The sequence below is a fragment of the Streptomyces dioscori genome (genome assembly GCF_003024195.1).
GTDB lineage: Bacteria > Actinomycetota > Actinomycetes > Streptomycetales > Streptomycetaceae > Streptomyces > Streptomyces dioscori.
The window spans coordinates 309,976-332,016 of sequence record NZ_KZ679044.1; the positions used below are offsets into that span (position 1 = coordinate 309,976).

Annotated in this window: 19 protein-coding genes; 15 read left to right on the forward strand and 4 right to left on the reverse strand. The window is 72.1% G+C overall.

Annotation, left to right across the window (positions count from 1 at the left end):
• The first annotated feature begins 80 nt into the window (after positions 1-80).
• From C6Y14_RS19940 to kynU, 9 genes are all read left to right on the forward strand, one after another.
• The gene (locus tag C6Y14_RS19940) at positions 81-1,694 is read left to right on the forward strand and encodes a polyamine aminopropyltransferase (RefSeq protein ID WP_107018082.1); all 1,614 of its coding nucleotides are present in this window, start codon (positions 81-83) and stop codon (positions 1,692-1,694) included.
• Positions 1,695-1,795: 101 nt separating this feature from the next.
• A complete protein-coding gene (locus C6Y14_RS19945; RefSeq protein WP_107018083.1) occupies positions 1,796-2,587 on the forward strand; it encodes an SRPBCC domain-containing protein in 792 nt (263 codons plus the stop codon).
• 520 nt (positions 2,588-3,107) lie between these two features.
• Positions 3,108-3,914 (forward strand): aldose epimerase family protein, encoded by an 807-nt coding sequence (locus C6Y14_RS19950; protein ID WP_107018084.1) that lies wholly within the window; start codon positions 3,108-3,110, stop codon positions 3,912-3,914.
• A gap of 10 nt (positions 3,915-3,924) precedes the next feature.
• Positions 3,925-4,476 (forward strand): orotate phosphoribosyltransferase, encoded by a 552-nt coding sequence (gene pyrE, locus C6Y14_RS19955; protein ID WP_107018085.1) that lies wholly within the window; start codon positions 3,925-3,927, stop codon positions 4,474-4,476.
• Positions 4,477-4,685: 209 nt separating this feature from the next.
• Positions 4,686-5,708, forward strand: coding sequence for a class II fructose-bisphosphate aldolase (fbaA, locus tag C6Y14_RS19960; protein ID WP_107018086.1), 1,023 nt, complete (start codon positions 4,686-4,688; stop codon positions 5,706-5,708).
• Positions 5,709-5,875: 167 nt separating this feature from the next.
• Positions 5,876-7,333, forward strand: a complete 1,458-nt coding sequence (locus C6Y14_RS19970) for an MFS transporter (protein ID WP_107018088.1) — start codon at positions 5,876-5,878, stop codon at positions 7,331-7,333.
• A gap of 354 nt (positions 7,334-7,687) precedes the next feature.
• Positions 7,688-8,101: a DUF3151 domain-containing protein gene (locus C6Y14_RS19975; RefSeq protein ID WP_107018089.1), complete on the forward strand. Its 414-nt coding sequence runs from the start codon at positions 7,688-7,690 to the stop codon at positions 8,099-8,101.
• 165 nt (positions 8,102-8,266) lie between these two features.
• Positions 8,267-9,124 (forward strand): tryptophan 2,3-dioxygenase family protein, encoded by an 858-nt coding sequence (locus C6Y14_RS19980; protein ID WP_107018090.1) that lies wholly within the window; start codon positions 8,267-8,269, stop codon positions 9,122-9,124.
• Positions 9,117-10,358: a kynureninase gene (gene kynU, locus C6Y14_RS19985; RefSeq protein ID WP_107018091.1), complete on the forward strand. Its 1,242-nt coding sequence runs from the start codon at positions 9,117-9,119 to the stop codon at positions 10,356-10,358. The genes C6Y14_RS19980 and kynU overlap by 8 nt, the downstream gene beginning before the upstream one ends.
• 189 nt (positions 10,359-10,547) lie before the next feature.
• Here the strand turns inward: kynU and C6Y14_RS19990 are convergent, their stop codons facing one another.
• On the reverse strand, positions 10,548-11,198 hold the full coding sequence (locus tag C6Y14_RS19990) for a TetR/AcrR family transcriptional regulator (protein ID WP_107018092.1): 651 nt from the start codon (positions 11,196-11,198) through the stop codon (positions 10,548-10,550).
• A 331-nt stretch (positions 11,199-11,529) separates the two neighbouring features.
• On the opposite strand from C6Y14_RS19990, the gene C6Y14_RS19995 reads away from it, so the two are divergent.
• From C6Y14_RS19995 to C6Y14_RS20010, 4 genes are all read left to right on the forward strand, one after another.
• Positions 11,530-12,396 carry an alpha/beta hydrolase gene (locus C6Y14_RS19995; RefSeq protein WP_107018093.1) on the forward strand — a complete coding sequence of 289 codons (867 nt, stop codon included), beginning with the start codon at positions 11,530-11,532 and terminating at the stop codon, positions 12,394-12,396.
• 113 nt (positions 12,397-12,509) lie between these two features.
• Positions 12,510-13,889, forward strand: coding sequence for a sensor histidine kinase (locus tag C6Y14_RS20000; protein ID WP_107018094.1), 1,380 nt, complete (start codon positions 12,510-12,512; stop codon positions 13,887-13,889).
• 8 nt (positions 13,890-13,897) lie between these two features.
• Positions 13,898-14,563 carry a response regulator gene (locus C6Y14_RS20005; protein ID WP_107018234.1) on the forward strand — a complete coding sequence of 222 codons (666 nt, stop codon included), beginning with the start codon at positions 13,898-13,900 and terminating at the stop codon, positions 14,561-14,563.
• Between the two features lie 211 nt (positions 14,564-14,774).
• A complete protein-coding gene (locus C6Y14_RS20010) occupies positions 14,775-15,995 on the forward strand; it encodes a cytochrome P450 (RefSeq protein ID WP_107018095.1) in 1,221 nt (406 codons plus the stop codon).
• Between the two features lie 237 nt (positions 15,996-16,232).
• Here the strand turns inward: C6Y14_RS20010 and C6Y14_RS20015 are convergent, their stop codons facing one another.
• The gene (locus tag C6Y14_RS20015; RefSeq protein WP_199854784.1) at positions 16,233-17,855 is read right to left on the reverse strand and encodes an ABC transporter permease; all 1,623 of its coding nucleotides are present in this window, start codon (positions 17,853-17,855) and stop codon (positions 16,233-16,235) included.
• Positions 17,852-18,814: an ABC transporter ATP-binding protein gene (locus C6Y14_RS20020; RefSeq protein WP_107018096.1), complete on the reverse strand. Its 963-nt coding sequence runs from the start codon at positions 18,812-18,814 to the stop codon at positions 17,852-17,854. The genes C6Y14_RS20015 and C6Y14_RS20020 overlap by 4 nt, the downstream gene beginning before the upstream one ends.
• 133 nt (positions 18,815-18,947) lie before the next feature.
• Between C6Y14_RS20020 and C6Y14_RS20025 the strand changes: the two genes are divergently transcribed.
• The gene (locus C6Y14_RS20025) at positions 18,948-19,445 is read left to right on the forward strand and encodes a GbsR/MarR family transcriptional regulator (RefSeq protein ID WP_107018097.1); all 498 of its coding nucleotides are present in this window, start codon (positions 18,948-18,950) and stop codon (positions 19,443-19,445) included.
• Positions 19,446-19,658: 213 nt separating this feature from the next.
• Here C6Y14_RS20025 and C6Y14_RS20030 read toward each other — a convergent pair whose 3' ends face one another.
• Positions 19,659-20,516, reverse strand: a complete 858-nt coding sequence (locus C6Y14_RS20030; RefSeq protein ID WP_107018098.1) for a diacylglycerol kinase family protein — start codon at positions 20,514-20,516, stop codon at positions 19,659-19,661.
• 190 nt (positions 20,517-20,706) lie between these two features.
• Between C6Y14_RS20030 and C6Y14_RS20035 the strand changes: the two genes are divergently transcribed.
• Positions 20,707-21,993 carry an adenylosuccinate synthase gene (locus tag C6Y14_RS20035; RefSeq protein ID WP_107018099.1) on the forward strand — a complete coding sequence of 429 codons (1,287 nt, stop codon included), beginning with the start codon at positions 20,707-20,709 and terminating at the stop codon, positions 21,991-21,993.
• Positions 21,994-22,041 lie beyond the last annotated feature (48 nt).

Below are 22,041 nucleotides of genomic sequence, written 5' to 3' on the forward strand. Positions count from 1 at the left end.
GTCAAAGTATGCGCCGGGGACGGTATTTACACACGTGTGGGTGACAGGGTGCAGTGAAACCGTGACGTAGCGTTCCCTGGGTGATCGAGCCGCACGCGCCCGCCCCGCCCGGTACGGCCCCGCCGCCCCGCCGCGGCGCGGGCCAGGCGCGTCTGCCGGTCAGGCCCGCGACCGGCCGGTTCCTCGTCCTCACCGGCGTGTTCGTCTGCGCGGCCTGCGGACTCGTGTACGAACTGGAACTGGTCGCCCTCGCCTCGTACTTGATCGGCGACTCCATCACCCAGGCCTCCGTCGTCCTGTCCGTGATGGTCTTCGCGATGGGCATCGGCTCGCTCCTCGCCAAACGGCTGCGCTGTCGCGCCGCGGCCGGCTTCGGCGCCGTGGAGGCCCTGCTCGCGCTGGTCGGCGGCTGCAGCGCGATGGCCCTGTACGCCGTCTTCGCCTGGACCGGTGACTGGGGTGGCGCCTGGGCGAACGGCTCCAGTTACCTCCTCGTCGGCTTCTCTCTCGCCATCGGCCTGCTCATCGGCGCCGAGGTGCCCCTGCTGATGGAGCTGATCCAGCGCGTGCGCAGACAGGACGCGGGCGGCGCGGTCGCCGACCTGTTCGCCGCGGACTACGTGGGCGCGCTGGCCGGCGGGCTCGCCTTCCCCTTCCTCCTCCTGCCCCTGCTCGGCCAGTTGACCGCGACGCTGATCACCGGGACGGTCAACGCGATCGCCGGCGCCGCGCTCGTCCTCGGCCTGTTCCGGCAGGACCTCACCCGGCGCGGACGCTGGCTGCTCGTCGTCGCCAACCTTCTCGTCCTCGCGCTGCTCGCCTCGGCCGCCGTCCTCGTCGACGACTTCGAACGGTCCGCGCGGCACGCGATGTACGGCCGGGACGTCCGGGTCGCGATGCACACCGACGTCCAGGACGTCGTCCTCACCGGCGGCACCGACGGCAGCCGGTTCGACCTCTACCTCGACGGCCGGCTGCGGGTCAGCGGCAGCGACGAGCGCCGCTACCACGAGGCCCTCGTGCACCCCGCGATGAACGGCCCGCACGCGCGCGTGCTCGTCCTCGGCGGCGGCGACGGGCTCGCCCTGCGCGAGGTGCTCCGGCACCGGGGCGTACGGCGGGTCGACGTCGTCGAACTCGACACCGCGTTCGTGCGGTTGGCGCGCACCGATCCGGCGCTGTCCGCGCTGAACGATCACGCGTACGGGGATCCGCGGGTGCGGGTCTTCGCCTCGGACGCGTTCGGCTGGCTGCGGCAGGCCCCGCGGGACGCGTACGACGTGGTGGTCTCCGATCTGCCCGACCCCCGGAACACGTCCAGTACGAAGCTGTACTCGCAGGAGTTCTACGGGCTGGCCAGCGAGGTGCTCGGCGCCGGCGGGCGGCTCGTCGTGCACGCCGGTCCCGTCGCGGCGCGGCCGCACGCCTTCTGGACCGTGGACGCGACGGTACGGGCGGCGGGGCTGCGGACGGTGCCGTACTCGGTCGGCGGCCGTGACTCCGGGACGACGGACCGGTCGCGGGTTCCGCACGACTGGGGGTACGTGCTCGCGTCGCGCGCCCGGCCACGGCTGGGCACGGCGGCGGGGGCGCCGGGCGTCCCCTCCCTCCAGGCGGGCGTCCGGGCGGCGGCCCGCACCCGGCTGGCGGGACTGCCACCCTCGACACTGGTGCACCCGAGATACGCCTACTGAGTCGGCGTGCGCGTCCGTCCGCACGTCCATCTGCGGCGGATCCGGGGGAATCCCCGCATGTACGGGTGCGGTGCGGGCGGTGCTGGGTAGGCTCGGCCGACATGGAGCATGAGGTGTTCGTTCCGGTTCCCGTCGAGCGTCTGCGCGAGGCTCTCGCCGATCCCGCACGGGTCGCGCGGGCGCTGCCCGGTCTCCAGCAGGACGCGGGGACGGCGCCCGTCTCAGGCCGCCTGAAGGTACGGATCGGCGGGCACTCCATCACGTACCGGGGGACGCTCGGCGTCTCCGCGCGGGACGACGGCTCGTACGCGGTCGAGGCCGACGCGACGGAGGCGCGGGGGTCGGGGGCGGTGAAGCTCGCGCTCACGCTGACCGTGCTGCCTGCCGAGGGGGGCTCGGCGCTCACCTTCACCGGTACGGTCTCGGCCGACGGCCGTATCGCCGACCTGCCGGCGGACGAGGTGGCGTCGGCGACGACCCGCCTGCTGAACCGGTTCGCGGAACACCTGGCGCCGGAGCCGGAGCCGGAGCCGGAGCCGGAACCGGAACCGGAACCTGAGGAGGCGTCCGTCGACCCCGAGTCCGACCCCGAGCCGGTGTCGGATCACCCCTCGTCGCACGTGCCGTTCGCCGAAGGCGACTTCGTCGGCGGCTTCGAGGACGACGGGAGCATGCCGCCGGGGGCACCCGCCGAGGCGGCGCACGCGCGGCGCACGATGATCGGCCGCAGCGCGGAGGAGGTCGACCATGCGCCGCCGCGGGGTCGGTACGCGCCCGTGCCGGCGCCCGAGTCCGCGGGCGGCGGAGCGGTCCTGCGCTGGGCCGCGCCCGCGGCGGCGCTGGCGCTGGCCTCGGCGATCGTGGTGGGCCGGGCCCTCCGCAAACGCCACTGACCGCTGGCCGCGGGCTGCTCGTTTCTTACCTGCGGCCCGGTGGGGGTTGCCCGCGCAGTTCCCCGCGCCCCTACGGGGCCCGCCCCGGGTGTGCGGGGACCGCGCCCGTCCCGCGGCCGGCGGACGGCAGGCGCCTCGTCAGGGGCGCGGGGAACTGCGCGCTCAGCCACGGGTGGCCTGCGGCCGGCATAGCGCGCGCGGTGCGTTCTTTGCCTGCGGGCGGGTGGGGGTTGCTCGCGCAGTTCCCCGCGCCCCTTACGGGGCCCGGCCCGCAGCCGACGGACGAGCAGGTGCCCCCGAAGGGGCGCGGGGAACTGCGCGCTCAGCCACGTACGACCCGCGGCCGGCGGACGGCGGGTGCCCTGTCAGGGGCGCGGGGAACTGCGCGGTCAGCCACGGCGGTCTGTAGTCGGCATGGTGGGCGTGGTGGGTGTTTTGTCTGTGGGCAGTGGGGGTGGGCCGCGCAGTTCCGCGGGGCCCTGGGGCCCGTATCCCGGGGTGCACCCCGTAGGGTCGTCGCGTGAGTAACGAAGACATCACGCTGACCGTCGGCGACGCGCAAGCGACCGTGCAGCCGGGCAACGGCGGACGGATCGGCGGACTGAAGGTCGACGGCGTCGAACTGCTGCGCCAGGGCGACAAGTTCGGCTGCTTCCCCATGGTCCCGTGGTGCGGTCGCACCAGGGACGGCCGCTTCCTGAACGGCTCCATCCCCCACCAGCTCCCCCTCAACTCCCCACCCCACGCCATCCACGGCACCGCCCGCGACGCCGCCTGGCGCATCGCCCGCAGGAGTGCCGACGAAGCCGTCATCACGTACGACCTCGTCGACCCCTGGCCGTACGCCGGCCGTGTCACCCAGGTCGTCAAGCTGACCGAGGACTCCCTGACGCTCACCATGTCGGTGGAGACGTACGGCGATTCGTTCCCGGCGCAGATCGGCTGGCATCCCTGGTTCAACCGCACCCTCGGGGGCGGCGGAGAGGCCGAGGACGCCGGCGTGCGCGTCGACTTCACTGCCCAGTGGCAGGAGGAGCGCGGCGACGACCATCTGCCGACCGGCCGCCGGATCGACCCGCGGCCGAGCCCCTGGGACGACTGCTTCGGGATGCCCGACGGCGTCGACGTCACTCTCACCTGGCCGGGCCGGCTGGAGCTGAACGTGGCCAGCCGCGAGCAGTGGGTCGTCGTGTACGACGAGCAGGAGGCGGCCGTGTGCGTGGAGCCGCAGACCGGGCCGCCCAACGGCCTGAACACCCTGCCCCGCCTGGTCACGCCCATCGACCCCCTGGAAGCCGCCACCACCTGGACCTGGCGCCGCCTCTAAGCTGACCCGCATGAGCGACGACGTACGCGGCGAGCTGCTGCAGCAGATCAAGGACAAGGCCGTGGTGCACGGCAAGGTGACCCTCTCCTCCGGTATCGAGGCCGACTACTACGTCGACCTGCGGCGGATCACCCTGGACGGCGAGGCCGCCCCGCTGGTCGGCCAGGTGCTCCTCGACCTGACCGCGGACCTGGACTTCGACGCGGTCGGCGGCCTCACCATGGGCGCCGACCCGGTGGCCGGAGCCCTGCTGCACGCCGCCCACGCGCGCGGCCGGCGCGTCGACGCCTTCGTCGTCCGCAAGGAGGCGAAGGCGCACGGCCTGCAGCGCAGGGTCGAGGGCCCGGACATCGCGGGCCGCCGCGTGCTCGTCGTGGAGGACACCTCGACGACCGGCGGCTCCCCGCTCGCCGCCGTCGAGGCCGTGCGCGAGGCCGGCGCGGAGGTCGTCGGCGTGGCGACCATCGTCGACCGCGCCACCGGCGCCGCGGAGAAGATCCGGGAAGCCGCCGGGGTGCCTTACCTCTTCGCCTACTCCAAGGACGAACTGGGTCTCGCCTGAGCGAGGCCTGAGCGAGCCCGCAGCAAGCCCGCAGCAAGCCCGCAGCAAGCCCGCAGCAAGGCTGGAGCAAGCCCGCAGCAAGGCTGGAGCAAGGCCGGAGCAAGGCCGGAGCATCCGGTCGGGTCTGGAAGGATGGGGCCGACGATGACGTCGCCCCCTAGGTCAGGGTTCTCAGCAGAACGCCACCCGCACATACAAGGAGCGGACAGATGCCCATCGCAACCCCCGAGGTCTACAACGAGATGCTCGACCGGGCGAAGGCAGGCAAGTTCGCCTACCCGGCCATCAATGTGACCTCGACGCAGACCCTGCACGCTGCGCTCCGCGGCTTCGCGGAGGCCGAGAGCGACGGCATCATCCAGATCTCCACCGGCGGTGCGGAGTTCCTGGGCGGCCAGCACAAGAAGGACATGGTCACCGGCGCGGTGGCGCTGGCCGAGTTCGCGCACATCGTCGCCGCGAAGTACGACGTCACGGTCGCCCTGCACACGGACCACTGCCCGAAGGACAAGCTCGACGGGTACGTGCGTCCGCTGCTCGCGGTCTCCGAGGAGCGCGTCAAGGCCGGCCGGAACCCGCTGTTCCAGTCCCACATGTGGGACGGCTCCGCGGAGACCCTCGCCGACAACCTGGCCATCGCCCAGGAACTGCTGGCCCGCGCCGCCGCCGCGAAGATCATCCTTGAGGTGGAGATCACCCCGACCGGTGGTGAGGAGGACGGCGTCACGCACGAGATCAACGACTCCCTCTACACCACGGTCGACGACGCGTTCCGTACCGTCGAGGCCCTGGGCCTGGGCGAGAAGGGCCGCTACCTGCTGGCCGCGTCCTTCGGCAACGTGCACGGCGTCTACAAGCCGGGCAACGTCGTCCTGCGCCCCGAGCTCCTCAAGGAGCTGAACGAGGGCGTGGCGGCGAAGTACAACAAGCCGTCCCCGTTCGACTTCGTCTTCCACGGCGGCTCCGGCTCCTCGGAGGAGGAGATCCGCACGGCCCTGGAGAACGGCGTCGTGAAGATGAACATCGACACGGACACCCAGTACGCGTTCACGCGCCCGGTCGCGGACCACATGTTCCGCAACTACGACGGTGTCCTGAAGGTCGACGGCGAGGTCGGCAACAAGAAGACGTACGACCCCCGCACCTGGGGCAAGCTCGCCGAGGGCTCGATGGCCGCGCGCGTCACGCAGGCCTGCGGTCACCTGCGTTCCACGGGTACGAAGATCAAGTAAGCGCCTCTTCGCGTAGGCGGGGCCCGGTTGTCCACAGGGACGGCCGGGCCCCGCCGTATGTCCGTATGATCCGGAACATGGCTGCCCCAACGCCCCCACCGGACCCGTCGAAGGAGTCCCCGGCCTCGTCGCCGGCCTCCTCTCCGACGCCGTCCCCGGCTGTCCGGATGTCCTCCTCCACGGGCAAGTGGATCCTGCTGACGACGGTCCTCGGCTCCAGCATGGCGATGCTGGACTCGACCGTGGTGAACGTGGCGCTGCCGACGATCGGCCGCGACCTCGACGCCGACCTGGCCGGCCTGCAGTGGACCGTCAACGCCTACATGCTGACCCTCGCGGGACTCATCCTGCTGGGCGGCGCCCTGGGCGACCGCTTCGGACGGCGGAAGGTGTTCGTCGTCGGCGTGGTGTGGTTCGCGGCGGCCTCCCTGCTGTGCGGGCTCGCACCGAACGCGGGCGTGCTCGTCGCCGCCCGCGCCCTCCAGGGCGTCGGCGGCGCGCTGCTCACCCCCGGCTCGCTGGCCCTCATCCAGGCGTCGTTCCACCCGGAGGACCGGGCGCGGGCCGTCGGCCTGTGGTCCGGGTTCGGCGGCATCGGCGCGGCGGTCGGCCCCTTCCTCGGCGGCTGGCTGGTGGACGGCCCCGGCTGGCGCTGGGTGTTCCTGCTGAACGTCCCGCTCGCCCTGCTGTGCGCCCCGATCGCCCTGAGACACGTACCGGAGTCGAGGGACGACCGGGTCCACGGGCGCGGCTTCGACGTGCTCGGGGCAGCCCTCGGCGCACTGTCGCTGGCCCTGGTGACGTACGCGCTCATCGAGGCGCCCGGCGGTTCGGTGCCCGTCGTCGCGGTGACGGCGGCGGCCGGGGTCGCGGCGGGCGTCGCCTTCGTGGCCGTGGAGAAGCGGCGGCCCGACCCGATGATGCCGCTCGACATCTTCGCGTCCCGCCAGTTCACCGCGGTCAACGTCGTCACCCTGTGCGTGTACGCGGCCTTCGGCGGGTTCTTCTTCCTCTCCGCGGTCCAGCTCCAGGTCGTGGCCGGCTACTCGGCCCTCGGCGCCGGTACGGCGCTGCTGCCGACCACCGTCCTGATGCTGCTCCTTTCGGCCCGCTCGGGCGAGCTGGCCCAGCGCATCGGCCCGCGCATCCCGCTCACCGTCGGCCCGCTGCTGTGCGCGACCGGCATGCTGCTGATGCTGAGAGTGGGCGAGGACGCCTCGTACGCGGCCGACGTGCTGCCCGCCGTCCTGGTGCTCGGCACCGGCATGGTGACGCTGGTGGCGCCCCTCACCGCGACCGTGCTGGCCTCCGTCGACACCGGCCGGGCGGGGCTCGCCAGCGGCATCAACAACGCGGCGGCCCGCGCCGCCGGTCTCGTCGCGGTGGCCGCGCTGCCGCTGCTGGCCGGGATGGGCGAGGAGGCGTACCGGTCGGCGGACGCCTTCGACGACGCGTTCCGGCGGGCCATGCCGCTGTGCGCGGGCATCCTGGTGGTGGGCGCGGTGATCGCCTTCGCGACCGTGCGCAAGCCTCCGCCGGGCTGTCTGCGCCCGGAGTGCCTCACGCACGGCAGCGTGACGGCTCCGCCGCTGGAGCCGAACCGGTCGCGGGGACGGCTGGAGTAGCCCGCGCGCCCTCTCTCCATCCCCGCACCGGTCGACGGGTCGGATGACCGGCACCCGTCGACGAGACCAGGGAGCGGGCCGTGCCGGTACGTCGAAAGTCCGCCGCGTAGGGCTCCCGCAAAAAAGCCCGACCCTCCAACTGAGAGCCGTATGCACGGGGGCGGCGGACTCGACGTACCGGCACGGCCCGCTCCCACCCCGACGCACCCGTGGTCCATCCCTGGCCCATCCCCAGCCCGTCCCGGGCTCACCCCCGGGCCCGGCGGACCCGAGTGCCTGCTCGTGCACGTTTTCGGTCGGGGCAGCTCCACCCGGGGACCCCGCGGCGGTCGCGGATAGCGCAAACTGGAACCCATGGCCATTCACGAGAACCTCCTCGGGGGACCGCCCCCGACCCACCTGCCCGACGACCCGGAGCCGCGCGAGCTCCTCGCGAACGGCACGGCGCCCGCCGACGTCGCCGCGAAGTACCCGACCTCCTCGCTCGCCTGGGCGCAGCTGGCCGACGAGGCGTTCGAGCGCGGCAGCGTCGTCGAGTCGTACGCGTACGCCCGTACCGGCTACCACCGCGGCCTCGACTCCCTGCGCCGCGGCGGCTGGAAGGGCCACGGCCCGGTGCCGTGGGAGCACGAGCCGAACCGCGGCTTCCTGCGCGCCCTGCACGGTCTCGCCCGCGCCGCCCAGGCGATCGGCGAGCAGGCGGAGTACGAGCGCTGCGCGCAGTTCCTGAAGGACTCCTCCCCGGCGGCGGCCCAGACCCTGGGCTAGCCCCGAGCCCGTCGAGGGCCGCGTACGTGCGGGTCCGCCTGGTGTGACCAGGCGGACCTTGCGGTTTCGGGGCACGATTGTGGAGGATGCCGGTTGGGGACCGGGGCCCCCGTGTCGGAATTCGGCAGGGGCGGACCGCTACCCGGAGTACAGCAGGAGACAGCGATGTCCCAACAGGCTCAGCACGGCGAGGCCCACGCAGTGGCTTCGGAGCCCGAGACCCCGCATCTCGACTTCCGGGGGACGACCCCCTACGAGGACTACGTACAGGCGGACGTCCTCACCCACCTCCAGCACACCCTCTCCGACGACCCCGGAGAGATGGTCTTCCTGGTGACGACCCAGGTCATGGAGCTGTGGTTCACCGTCATCGTGCACGAGTGGGAGACCGCGGCGAAGGCGCTGCGCGAGGACCGCGTGCCCGTCGCGGTGGCCGCCCTGAAGCGTTCGGTACGGGAGCTGGAGGCGCTGAACGCCTCCTGGAAGCCGCTCGGCCAGCTCACCCCGGCCCAGTTCAACTCGTACCGCAGCGCCCTCGGTGAGGGTTCCGGATTCCAGTCGGCGATGTACCGGCGGATGGAGTTCCTGCTCGGCGACAAGTCCGCGTCCATGCTCGTCCCCCACCGGGGCGCGCCCCGCGTGCACGCCGAGCTGGAGAAGGCCCTGCACGAGCCGAGCCTGTACGACGAGGTGCTGCGGCTCCTCGCACGGCGCGGCCACGCGATACCGGCCTCGGTCGTCCAGCGGGACGTCTCCGTCCGCTACGAGCCCTCGCCCGAGGTCGAGGCCGTGTGGACCGACCTCTACGCGGGCGACGAGAGTTCCGAACTCGCCCGGCTCGGCGAGGCGTTGACCGATGTCGCCGAACTGGTCTGGCGCTGGCGCAACGACCATCTGGTCGCCACCCGCCGCGCGATGGGCTCCAAGACGGGCACCGGCGGCTCGGCGGGCGTGGCCTGGCTGGAGAAGCGGGCCCGCAAGAACGTGTTCCCCGAGCTGTGGACGGCACGGTCGCATGTCTGAGCCGTATGCGGACTTCGGGGCCACGTCGCTCGCCGGCAGGGCTGCCGCGCTGGACGCCGCCGACGAACTGGGCAAGGTGCGCGCGCAGTTCGTCCTGGACGACACGGTGTACCTGGACGGCAACTCGCTCGGCGCGCTGCCGCGCTCGGTGCCCGGCCGGGTCGAGGACGTCGTGCGCAGACAGTGGGGCTCGCTGCGCATCCGGTCCTGGGACGAGAGCGGCTGGTGGACCGCGCCCGAGCGGATCGGTGACCGGATCGCTCCGCTGGTGGGCGCCGCGCCGGGCCAGATCGTCGTGGGCGACTCGACGAGCGTGAACGTGTTCAAGGCGGTCGTGGGCGCGGTGCGCCTGGCCGGCGGGGGCGAGGACGGGGACGGTGGTTCCCCCGGCGGGACCCGGGACGAGATTCTCGTCGACGCGACCACGTTCCCCACGGACGGGTACATCGCCGCGTCGGCCGCGCGGCTCACGGGGTGCACGCTGCGGCCGGTCGCGCCCGACGAGGTGCCGGACGCGCTGAGCGGACGTACGGCCGCGGTGCTCCTGAACCACGTCGACTACCGCACGGGGCGTCTGCACGACCTGCCGGCGCTGACGGCCGCGATCCGTGCGGCGGGTGCCGTCTCGGTCTGGGACCTCTGCCACAGCGCGGGCGCGCTGCCGGTCGGTCTGGACGAACACGGGGTGGACCTGGCGGTCGGCTGCACGTACAAGTACCTGAACGGTGGGCCGGGTTCGCCCGCGTACCTCTATGTCCGGCGGGACCACCAGGCGCGCTTCGACTCCCCGCTGCCGGGGTGGAACTCGCACGCCGACCCGTTCGGCATGACGCCCGACCACGTTCCGGCCCCCGGCGCCCTGCGTGGGCGGGTCGGGACCCCGGACATCCTCTCCATGCTCGCCCTGGAGGCGGCGCTGGAGGTCTGGGACGACGTCTCGATCGAGGCGGTCCGGGCCAAGTCCCTCGCCCTGACGGACTTCTTCCTGGAGTGCGTGGCGGCGTACGTGCCCGGGGGTGCGGTGGAGTCGGTGACTCCGGCCGGGCATGGGGAACGGGGGAGTCAGGTCGCGTTGCGGTGTGCCGACGCGGGCGGGGTGATGCGGCGGCTGATCGAGCGGGGGGTGATCGGCGACTTCCGGGAGCCGGACATCCTGCGGTTCGGGTTCACGCCGCTGTATGTGGGGTTCGGGGACGTGGAGAGGGCGGCGGGGGTGCTGGGCGGGCTGTTCTGACGTCGGCAGGGTTCCTCGCCCCCGCCGCCCCTACCCTTCCCGTCACTGCATGGAGCTGCGCCCCTCGCCCCCCTATCGCGCTGCGCGCTCGTCCTCAAACGCCGGACGGGCTGAAAACGTTTCAGCCCGTCCGGCGTTTGAGGACACAGTGACGGGAACGGGTAGGGGCGGCGGGGGCGAGGAACCCCCCTACCCCACGAACACCCCGCCCCGCGCAGCGGCAACCGCCGCCGCGGCCGCCCGCTCCCCGGCAGCCGCGTCCGGCGCCACCCCCGACGTCAGCAACGCGTAGTACAGCGGCGCCGAAACAGCCCGTACGACCTCCCCCGCATCGGTCCCCACCGGCAACTCCCCCCGCGCGACCCCCTGCTCGACACAAGGCGCCCACTCGGCGACCCGCACCTCGTAGAACCGTCGCAACGCCTCCGCCGTACGCGCGTCGCACGCCGCCGCGGCGATCACCGCCCGGAACAGCGCCCCCTGCCGGGGATCGGCGAGCGTACGGCAGACCAGCGCGGCGTTGGCCCGCAGATCCCCGAGCACGGAACCCGTCTCGGTACGGGGGAGGGACTGCTCGGCCATGTCGCCGAGCAGGTCGGCGACGAGCCCGGTGACCGAGCCCCAGCGCCGGTACACGGTCGTCTTGCCGACCCCCGCGCGCCGGGCCACGTCCGCCAGGTCGAGCTGCGCGAACCCCTGCTCGGCCAGTACGTCCCCGGCGACGCGCAACACGGCCGTACGGACCCGAGCGGTACGCCCACCGGGACGGACGGTCCCGGGCTCCGGATCGGGTTCCGGTTCGGGTTCGGCAGTGGTCCCTGGTTCGGGCTCGGCGATCATGGTGGGCTCCTTGGACGCAGACGCAGACGCAGACGCAGACGCAGACGCAGACGCAGACGCAGACGCAGACGCGGGCGCGGGCGCGGGCGCGGACGCTGACGTGGGCGCGGACGCTGACGTGGGCGCGGACGCGGGCGCGCGGTGCGCTGCGTCCAGCGTAACGAAACAGCAGCACCGTTTACCCCTCACCGAGCGTCACGGCGGTGTGTAGACGCACGTCACCGGCCTGATACCGTCCCGCCAACGACCCGCGCCCCGGCGCACGTTGACCGCAGGCTCCGAGAGCTCGCGGGCCGGGGGACGCACACCGCACCGCTGAGAGGCTTGGAGCATGCCGGACGACGCCCGCGACGCCGCGGAGGAGGAGTCGGCCTTCTCCCATCCGCCCGTCGACCCCGACGCCACCGCCGCGTACGGCGACCACCCCGACCAGGTCGTCGACTTCTACGCACCGCGCGGCGGTGAGGAGTCGGCCCCGCTCGTCGTCGTCCTGCACGGCGGCGCCTGGCGGGCCCCGTACGACCGGCGGCACATCACCCCGTTCGCGGACTTCCTGGCCCGGCGGGGCTTCGCCGTGGCCAACGTCGAGTACCGGCGCGGCGGCACGATCCCGGCGCAGGGCGGTACGGGACCGGTGGCGGGGCGCTGGCCGGACACCTTCGACGACGTGGCGGCGGCGCTGGACGCGATGCCGGCCCTCGTACGGCAGGCCCTGCCGGGAGCCGATGCGCGCCGCACGGTGGTCACCGGCCACTCGGCCGGCGGTCAGCTGGCGCTCTGGGCGGCAGCCCGCCATTTGTTGCCGGCCGACGCGCCCTGGTACCTGGAGCGGCCGGCCCCGCTGCGCGGTGTCGTCGCCCTGGCCCCGATCGCCGACTTCACCGTCGCGGAGAAGCTGGACGTCTGCTCCGGAGCCGCACTTCAACTCCTCGGCGGCACGGCCACGTTCGAGGAACGGCAGCCGTACGCCGACCCGGCCCTGCTCCTCCCGACGGGAATCGCCACGACGCTGGTCCAGGGCCGGACGGACACCGTCGTGCCACAGGCGGTCGCCGAGGCGTACGCGGAGGCCGCGGCGAAGGCCGGCGAGGTGGTGGGCCTGACGCTGCTGGAGGACGTCGGCCACTTCCCCCTGATCGACCCGGCGGCGGACGCGTGCGCGGTGGTGGCGGAGGAGATCGCCCAACTGGCCTGGTAGGGGCGGGGGCCCGTACAGGACTCTCGCGGGACACCCGTAGTACCTGAGAGGGAGGCCGCAGAACCCATCTCACTGGTGACGACCGCCGCCCCGCCTCGGCCTACGTTTCGTACATGACCGAGACGACCCAGACGCAGATGACACAGACGCAGATGACACAGCCAGGCGGCGGACGGCCGCGCAGTCCCGAGTTCCAGCTCGCGATCAACGTGTCCCGGGGGCTGTGGCAGGACCTGTTCCATGACGCCTTCGCCCTCCGCCCGCTTCCGGGGATGCGGGTGGACGGCCCCGTCACCCGGAATCTGCCGCCGGCGCTGAGAGAGCGGGTCACCCTGCTCCCGCACGCCCTGGTGGTGCTGGCCGGTCTGCTCACGTTTCTCATCTCCCTCGCGGCCAACGGCGGCGGTGACACGGCGCAGTTCCTGACCGGCCTCATGGGGATGGGCGCCGTTCTGCTGACGCTGCTCAGGCCGGTCGTCGCCTTCTGGTCCTCCCTGGCGGTGGCACTGGTCACGGCCCAGTTCGGGAACTGGTGGGACAGCGACTGGCCCTGGGCACCCGGCGCCTTCGCGACCCAGCTGGTCGTCCTCACGGTCGTCGCGATGCGGACCAGGCCCCGTACGGCGGCCTGGATGTGGACGCTGACCGCGGCCTACGGCCTCGTCTCGGAGGGCTTCTTCCCGGACGGCCACTACAGCACGAACACGATGCCCTTCCTGTTCGTGAGCGCGCTGGCCCTGCTGGTCGTCACGGTGTGGCACGTGCGCCGCGAGGCCGCGCAGAAGGTGACCGACCAGCAGACGGTGACCGCGCACGAGCGTTCCAAGCGCACCCTTCTCGAAGAGCGCACGACGATCGCCCGCGAGCTGCACGACGTCGTCGCCCACCACATGTCGGTGGTCGCCATCCAGGCGGAGGCCGCGCCCTACCGCGTGGAGAACCCCCCGCCGGAGCTGGAGTACGCCTTCAAGGTGATCAGGGAGAACGCGGTCATCGCGCTCTCCGAGCTGCGCCGGGTCCTGGGTGTCGTACGGGCCGAGGACTACGAGGCCCCGGACGCCCCGCAGCCCAGGCTCGCGGACCTGAACCGCCTCCTGGAGAACGTGCGCGACGCCGGCCTGCGCGTGGACAGTACGGTCACCGGAGCGGTGCGGGAGCTTCCGCAGGGCGTCGAGCTGTCCGCCTACCGGATCGTCCAGGAGGCGCTGAGCAACAGCCTGCGGCACGCGCCGGGAGCGTCGGCCAAGGTGGAGGTCAGTTACGTGCTCGGCGGGCTCGGGCTGCGCGTGGTGAACGGTCCGGCGACCGGGCTGGTCAAGCCGTCACCGGGCGCCGGGCACGGCGTCACGGGCATGCGGGAGAGGGTGTCGATGCTGGACGGCGAGATGACGGCGGAGGCGACGGACGACGGGGGCTACGAGGTCGCGGTCTTCCTGCCGGTCCCGTCGTCCGCGTCCGCGTCCGCGTCTGCGGCGGCGGAGGACACGGCATGACCAGCGGCATGACCATTCGGGTACTGATCGCCGACGACCAGATGATGGTCCGCGAAGGGTTCTCGGTACTGCTCGGAGCGATGCCGGACATCGAGGTCGTGGGCGAGGCCGTCAACGGCCGGGAGGCGGTCGACCGGGTCAGGGAACTCGCGCCGGACGTCGTCCTGATGGACATCCGGATGCCCGAGATGAACGGCATCGAGGCGACACGCGAGATCGTGGCGGCGGACGGCGCGGCGAAGGTGCTCGTGCTGACGACGTTCGACCTCGACGAGTACGTGTACCAGGCGCTGCGCGCCGGGGCGTCGGGCTTCCTCCTGAAGGACGCCTCGGCCCGGCAGCTCGCGGACGGGGTAAGGGTGGTGGCGGCGGGCGAGGCACTGCTGGCGCCCTCGGTGACGAAGCGGCTGATCACGGAGTTCTCGAAGCTGTCCGAGGAGCCCCGCTACTCGGCCGGCGCGCACGCGGCGTACGGCGACCTGACCGACCGCGAGACCGAGGTGCTGGTCCTCATCGCCCAGGGCCTGTCCAACGCGGAGATCGCCGCCCGCCTGGTCGTGGCCGAGTCCACCATCAAGACCCACGTGAGCCGCATCCTGGTGAAACTGGGCCTGAGAGACCGCACCCAGGCAGCGGTCTTCGCATACGAGGCCCGCCTGGTGACCCCGGGCTGACCGTCCCGCCTTCCAGGGGCGCGGGGAACGGCGCGATCAGTTGTCTTTCAGGGGCGCGGGGAACGGCGCAATCGGTTGCCTTTAGGGGCGCGGGGAACTGCGCGACAAGCCCCCACCGGCCCGCAGCCGAAACCGACGCCAGGGGAGCGAACCCCCAGCTCAAGAGGGCAGACCCTGTCCAGACAGGGCCACCACCCGCTAGCGTCCGGACATGGCAGCCATCAACCCCCCGAAGTCCTTCGACCCCTGGGACCAGACCTTCCTGGCAGACCCGTACCCCGCGTACGCGGACCTCCGCGCCACCGGCAGGGCCCACTACTACGAGCCCACCGACCAGTGGCTGATCCCGCACCACGCGGACGTGTCGACGCTGCTGAGGGACCGCAGGCTGGGCCGTACCTACCAGCACCGCTTCACGCACGAGGACTTCGGACGGACCCCGCCCCCGCCCGAGCACGAGCCGTTCCACGTGCTCAACGACCACGGCATGCTCGACCTGGAACCGCCGGACCACACAAGGATCAGGCGGCTGGTGTCGAAGGCGTTCACCCCGCGCACGGTCGAGCGGCTGCGGCCGTACGTGGACCGGCTGGCGTCCGAGCTGGTGGGCGAGCTGGTCGCGGCGGGCGGCGGAGACCTGCTGACGGACGTCGCCGAGCCCCTCCCCGTGGCGGTGATCGCGGAGATGCTGGGCATCCCCGAGTCCGAGCGGGCGCAGCTGCGGCCCTGGTCGGCGGACATCTGCGGGATGTACGAGCTGAGTCCGTCGAAGGAGACGGCGGACAGGGCGGTACGGGCTTCGGTCGAGTTCACCGAGTTCCTGCGGGAGCTGATCGCCGTACGGCGCAAGGAGCCCGGGGACGACCTCATCTCGGGGCTGATCGCGGCGTACGACGAGGGGGACCGGCTCAGTGAGCAGGAGATGATCTCGACGTGCGTCCTCCTGCTCAACGCGGGCCACGAGGCGACGGTGAACGCCACGGTGAACGGCTGGTGGGCGCTGTTCCGGCACCCGGAGCAGTTGGCCGCGCTGCGGGCGGACCGGGGGCTGGTGGGTACGGCGGTGGAGGAGCTGATGCGGTACGACACCCCGCTGCAGCTGTTCGAGCGATGGGTGCTGGACGAGATCGAGGTCGACGGGACGGTGATTCCGCGGGGGAGTGAGGTGGCGTTGCTCTTCGGGGCGGCGAACCACGATCCGGCGGTGTTCGCCGCGCCGGAGGTGCTTGATCTGGCCCGGGTGGAGAATCCGCACATCTCCTTCAGTGCGGGTATCCATTACTGCATCGGGGCGCCGCTTGCCCGGATCGAGCTCGCGGCGTCCATGGGGGCGTTGTTGGAGCAGGTTCCCTTGCTTCGGCTCGCTGCCGAGCCTTCGCGGAAGCCGAACTTCGTCATCCGGGGGTTGGACGGGCTACTGGTCGAGGTCTGACGGACCGGTCGTGACGGGACGGCTGTGACGTGCGGGTGCGTCGTGGCTGGCCGCGCAGTTCCCCGCGCCCCTAAGGGCAAAAGACTGCGCCGTTCCCTGCGCCCCTGAAAGGCAAAAGACTGCGCAGTTCCCCGCGCCCCTAAAAGACAACCGATCACGCCGTTCCCTGCGCCCCTGAAGGCAAAAGACTGCGCCGTTCCCCGCGCCCCTGAGAGGCAACCCGCGCCCTCAAGAAAGTCAGCCCGTTGTCAGGTCGCGGTGGTTGAAGGCTGTCAGGCCCGTCGTGATCAGGGTCGTCGCGATCGCCGTGAGGATCAGGACCGGGGGCCAAGTCATCTCGCTGCCCGGGAGATGTGGCAGGTGGGCGAAGGGGGAGAGGTTCAGCAGGGGGGCGGGGAGGTCCAGGGCCGGACCGATCCAGCCCAGGAGCAGCGCGGTGCCGGCCACCGCCCACGCGGCCGGAGCCGCCTGCGCGGACACCCCGTACAGGAGGACCGCGAGGGCGCCGATCGTCCAGATCGCGGGGAGTTGGACCAGGCAGGCGCCCAGGATCGGGCCGGGTGACTGCCCGTAGCCGGCTGTCAGGCCGAGGCCGCCCAGGAGCATGATGAGCACCGCCCCGCCGAAGGCGATCAGCAGGTGGCCGGCGGCCCAGCGCAGTCGGCCCACCGCGCCCGCGAGGACCGGTTCGGCGCGTTGGGAGGTCTCCTCGCCGTGGAGCCGCAGCACGGACTGGACGACGTACAGCGCGGCGACCATGCCGAGCATGCCGGCCATCGTGGCGAGGAACGCGTCCGTGATGCCGGACTGACCGCCCATGCGCTCGATGATCTCGCGGGTGCGTTCGTTGTCGCCGACCAGATCCGTCGCGCCCTTCGTCACCCCGCCGAAGGCGGCCCCGGCGGCGAGGAAGCCGAGACTCCAGCCGAGTACGCCGCCGCGCTGCAGTCGCCAGGCCAGCGCGCCCGCCGTACCGAGGCGGCCGGCGGCGGGGCCGGGCCGGGTCGGCAGGAAGCTCATGCCGACGTCGCGGCGCCCGGCCAGTTCGTAGGCGATCGCGCCCTGGATGGTGACGGCGGCGGCGAAGAGCAGCAGGACCCACCAGCGTTCGTGCGCGAAGGCGCGCAGGTTCTCCAGCCAGCCGACGGGGGACAGCCACGTCAGCACGGACGAGCCGTCGCTCACCGCGGAGTCGCCGGCCGCACGCAGGGCGAACGCCGCGCCCAGCAGGCCTCCCGTCAGCCCCTTCGCGAGCCGCGCGCTCTCCGTGAGCTGGGCGACGACCGCCGCCGTCGTCGCGAAGACCATGCCGACCCCGGCCACGCCGAGCCCCAGCGCCAGGGCGCCGGACGAGCCCTGTCCGGCGAGGCCGGCGGTGATGAGCAGGGCGAGGGCCGCGTTCGCGATCAGGGCGGCGAGCAGCGCGGCGGTCAGCGGGGCGCGGCGGCCCACCATGCCCGCCGAGACCATCTCCTGACGGCCGCTCTCCTCCTCGTCCCGGGTGTGCCGTACGACGACGACCAGGCTCATGATTCCGGCGAACACCCCCGCGTACGCGCCGATGCGCCAGGCCGCGAGAGCGCCGAGCGAGTCGCCGAACACCGGTCCGTACAGGGCCCGCAGGGAGCTGTTGGTGAGCATCTGGTGGGCGACGTCGGCGCGTTCGGCGGCCGTGGAGTAGACGCTCTTCAGGGAGCTCGGCAGGGAGACCACCATCAGGGCGACGACGCCGACCCAGACGGGGATCACCACCCGGTCCCGGCGCAGTGCGAGCCGCAGCAGGGGCCAGGTGCCCGCAAGGTGGCGTGAACCGCTGCCCCGTACGGCGGTGGGCCCGGCGGCCGAGGTCATGGCGGTCATCGGGGCACCGCCTTCGTCCCCGTCCCCGTCTCCGTCTGCTCCTGCTCCTGCTCCTGTGCCTGCTCCTGTGCCTGTATGTCCTCCTGGTAGTGGCGCAGGAAGAGTTCTTCGAGGGTGGGCGGGGTGGAGGTCAGGGACCGTACGCCGGACTCGGTGAGTGAGCGCAGCACGGCGTTCAGCTTGTCGCTCTCCACCTGGAGCCTGACCCGGGCGCCCTGGACGTCGAGGTGGTGGACGCCGGGCAGGGCGGCCAGTCCTCCGGGGGGTCCGGCGAGTTCGGCGGTGACGCTGGTGCGGGTGAGGTGCCGCAGATCGGCGAGCGAACCGGTCTCGACCGTGACGCCCTTGCGGATGATGCTGACGCGGTCGCACAGCTCCTCGACCTCGCTGAGGATGTGGGAGGAGAGGAGGATCGTGCGGCCCCGGTCGCGTTCCTCCTCGACGCAGGTCTGGAAGACCTCCTCCATCAGGGGGTCCAGGCCCGAGGTGGGTTCGTCCAGGATCAGCAGGTCCACGTCGGAGGCGAAGGCGGCGACGAGGGCGACCTTCTGGCGGTTGCCCTTGGAGTAGGTGCGGCCCTTCTTCGTGGGGTCCAGTTCGAACCGCCGGACCAGGTCGGCGCGGCGTGCCGGGTCCAGGCCGCCGCGCAGACGCCCGTACAGGTCGATGACCTCGCCGCCCGACAGGTTGCGCCAGAGGGTCACGTCACCGGGGACGTACGCGATCCTGCGGTGCAGTTCCACCGCGTCGGCCCACGGGTCCTGGCCCAGCAGCCGTGCGGTGCCCGAGTCGGCGCGCAGCAGGCCCAGCAGGACACGGATGGTGGTGGACTTGCCCGCGCCGTTGGGGCCGAGGAAGCCGTGCACCTCACCGGTCTCGACGTCGAGGTCGAGACCGTCCAGGGCGTGCGTGCCGCCGAACGACTTGTGCAGTCCGGAGACGGTGATGGCCTTCGTCATGCTTCAGAACGTACGCTGGTTTCACAAACTTGTGAAGTTAAGGAAGCGTATGAACGACGGATAGACTCGGCACCGGGTGAGGGATACGGGTGCGGGACACGGGCGAGGAGTACGGGAAAAGGTGGAGCGCGGGATGGCGGAAGCGAACGGGGCGCCACGTGACGTCGAAGCGGTGTCGAAGTTCGTCGAGAGCTTCGCCGCGCAGCTCGTCGAAGCCGGGATGCAGCGGATGCCGGCCCGGGTGTTCGCCGCGCTGCTCTCCTCCGACTCCGGGACGCTGACCTCCGCCGAGCTCGGTGAACAGCTGCGGATCAGTCCGGCCGCCGTGTCGGGGGCGGTGCGCTATCTCGCGCAGCAGCACATGGTCGCGCGCGAACGGGAGCCGGGATCGCGGCGGGAGCGGTACCGGGTGCACAGCGACCAGTGGTACGAGGCGCTCACCAATCGCGAAGCCGTCATCAAAGGGTGGGAGCGGGCTCTTCGGGAGGGCGTGGACAGTCTGGGCGGGGGGAGTCCGGCGGGGCGGCGGTTGGCTGAGACGCTCGCGTTCTTCGAGTTCGTGGACGGGGAGGTGGCGTTGATGATGGATCGGTGGCGGATCCATCGGGAACGCCACTTCGGCGACGGCTGAGCCGTTTTTCCGCCCCCGCCGCCCCTTCCCGTTCCCGTCCACGCATGGGGGCTGCGCCCCCTCGCCCCCGTATCGCGCTTCGCGCTCGTCCTCAAACGCCGGACGGGCTGAGTGGGTAGCCTCTCCGGCGTTTGAGGAGCGGGGGTTCGGGGGCCGGCCCCCGAGTCAGTGACGGGAAGGGCAGGGGCGGCGGGGGCGGAAGAAACCCGCGCGTCACCCCGGCAGCGTCAACCCCCAAGCCCCCTCCCGGACCGTCCACGTCCGGGTGCGGACCGGGCCCGCCACCACCGCATCCGCCCGGTACCGGAAATCCGCCCCCGACACGGTGACCGTCCGCCCCACGGCCCCCAGCGGCGCGGCCTCCGCCCCCACGGAGACGGGCCGGATCTCGACCCGCGCACCACCCCCCGCGCCCGCCGGAGTGATCGACACGGCCTCCACGGGCTGGTCCAGGTCGACGAGGGTCCGCCCGTCGACCTCGACCCGCAGCCGGGCCGGCCCGGGGGAGGCGGACGCCGGCGCCCGCGCGGGCCGTGCGGCGAGCGTGCGGACGAGGGACTGACAGGTCCGCAACCAGTGGGGCCCGTGCTGCGGGCCGGGCCCCTCCGGGGGGCCCGCGTCCCCGCCCAGCGGCGGAATCCGCAGCGCCCCCAGCACCACCCCGTCACTGTCGTCCACCAGAAGATCGAGCCGCCGCTCGGACCCGTCGAGCACGGCGCGGGCCGCCGCCACGGCCCCCATGGGCACGCCGAGGGCCCGCGCGAGCGTCAGAGCCCCGTCGCCCGTGCCCACCGGCACCAGGGACAGTGCACATCCAGCCAGCTCGCGCCTGCGGTGCAAAAGGGACACGGCGCGCAGCAGCGCCCGGTCGTCCCCGATCACGACGGGCCGCCGCGACCCTCTGCGGGCCAGCGCCCGATCGAATTCCTCGGGCCCGTCGGGGAGGCACACTTTTGTTGTCGCACCCGCGCTGAGCACGTCTTTTGCGATCCGTACCGCCTCACCGTCACCGTGACGGGCGACCGGGTCGATGACCACCAGGAGCTGGTCGGAAGTCGCCACCTCGGTCATGCCTCGCTTCCTCGGGTAGCATCTTTGTGCAAGAGCCCCTTGCGCTATTGCGCCAGGGGCTTCGTCTATTCCGGGGCATCCGGTCCGACGGTCGCGGCCAAAGGTGGTCGCCGGCGCACGCAGCCGTACCAGATTCAGCCGCGTACGTCCCCGACCTTGGACATGCCCCGCCCGGAAGGGGTGTACGCGCGTGCCCGCACTTGTGCTGCTCGGTGCTCAGTGGGGTGACGAAGGCAAGGGAAAGGCCACCGACCTGCTCGGTGGTTCCGTGGACTATGTGGTGCGCTACCAAGGCGGCAACAACGCCGGCCATACGGTAGTCGTGGGCGATCAGAAGTACGCCCTCCACCTCCTCCCTTCCGGAATCCTCTCGCCGGGGTGCACCCCGGTCATCGGTAACGGAGTCGTTGTCGACCCGTCGGTCCTGTTCTCCGAGCTGAACGGACTGAACGAGCGAGGCGTCGACACGTCCAAGCTCCTCATCAGCGGAAACGCGCACATCATCACGCCGTACAACGTGACGGTGGACAAGGTGACGGAACGCTTCCTCGGCAAGCGGAAGATCGGCACCACCGGCCGGGGCATCGGCCCGACCTACGCCGACAAGATCAACCGTGTCGGCATCCGCGTCCAGGACCTGTACGACGAGTCGATCCTGACGCAGAAGGTCGAGGCGGCCCTCGACGGCAAGAACCAGCTCCTCACCAAGGTCTTCAACCGCCGCGCGATCGAGACCGACCAGATCGTCGAGGAGCTGCTGACCTACGCGGAGCGGCTGCGCCCGTACGTCGCCGACACCGTCCTGGTGCTCAACAAGGCGCTCGACGACGACAAGGTGGTCCTCTTCGAGGGCGGCCAGGGCACGCTGCTGGACATCGACCACGGCACGTATCCCTTCGTGACGTCGTCGAACCCCACCGCGGGCGGTGCCTGCACGGGTTCGGGCGTCGGCCCGACGAAGATCAGCCGGGTCATCGGCATCCTGAAGGCGTACACGACCCGGGTCGGCGCGGGTCCGTTCCCGACGGAGCTGCTCGACGAGGACGGTGAGGCGCTGCGCCGCATCGGCGGTGAGCGCGGGGTCACCACCGGCCGCGACCGGCGCTGCGGCTGGTTCGACGCGCCGATCGCCCGGTACGCGACACGCGTCAACGGCCTGACCGACTTCTTCCTCACCAAGCTCGACGTCCTCACCGGCTGGGACGAGATCCCGGTCTGTGTCGCGTACGAGATCGACGGCAAGCGCGTCGAGGAGCTCCCCTACTCGCAGACCGACTTCCACCACGCGAAGCCGATCTACGAGAACCTGCCCGGCTGGTCGGAGGACATCACGAAGGCCAAGACCTTCGCCGACCTCCCGAAGAACGCCCAGGCGTACGTGAAGGCGCTGGAGGACATGTCCGGCGCCCCGATCTCCGCCATCGGCGTGGGTCCCGGCCGCGACGAGACGATCGAGATCAACTCGTTCCTGCGGTAGAGCGTCCGGCGTGGGAACCTGCCCGCGCAAAGACCGCCGCCCCGTACG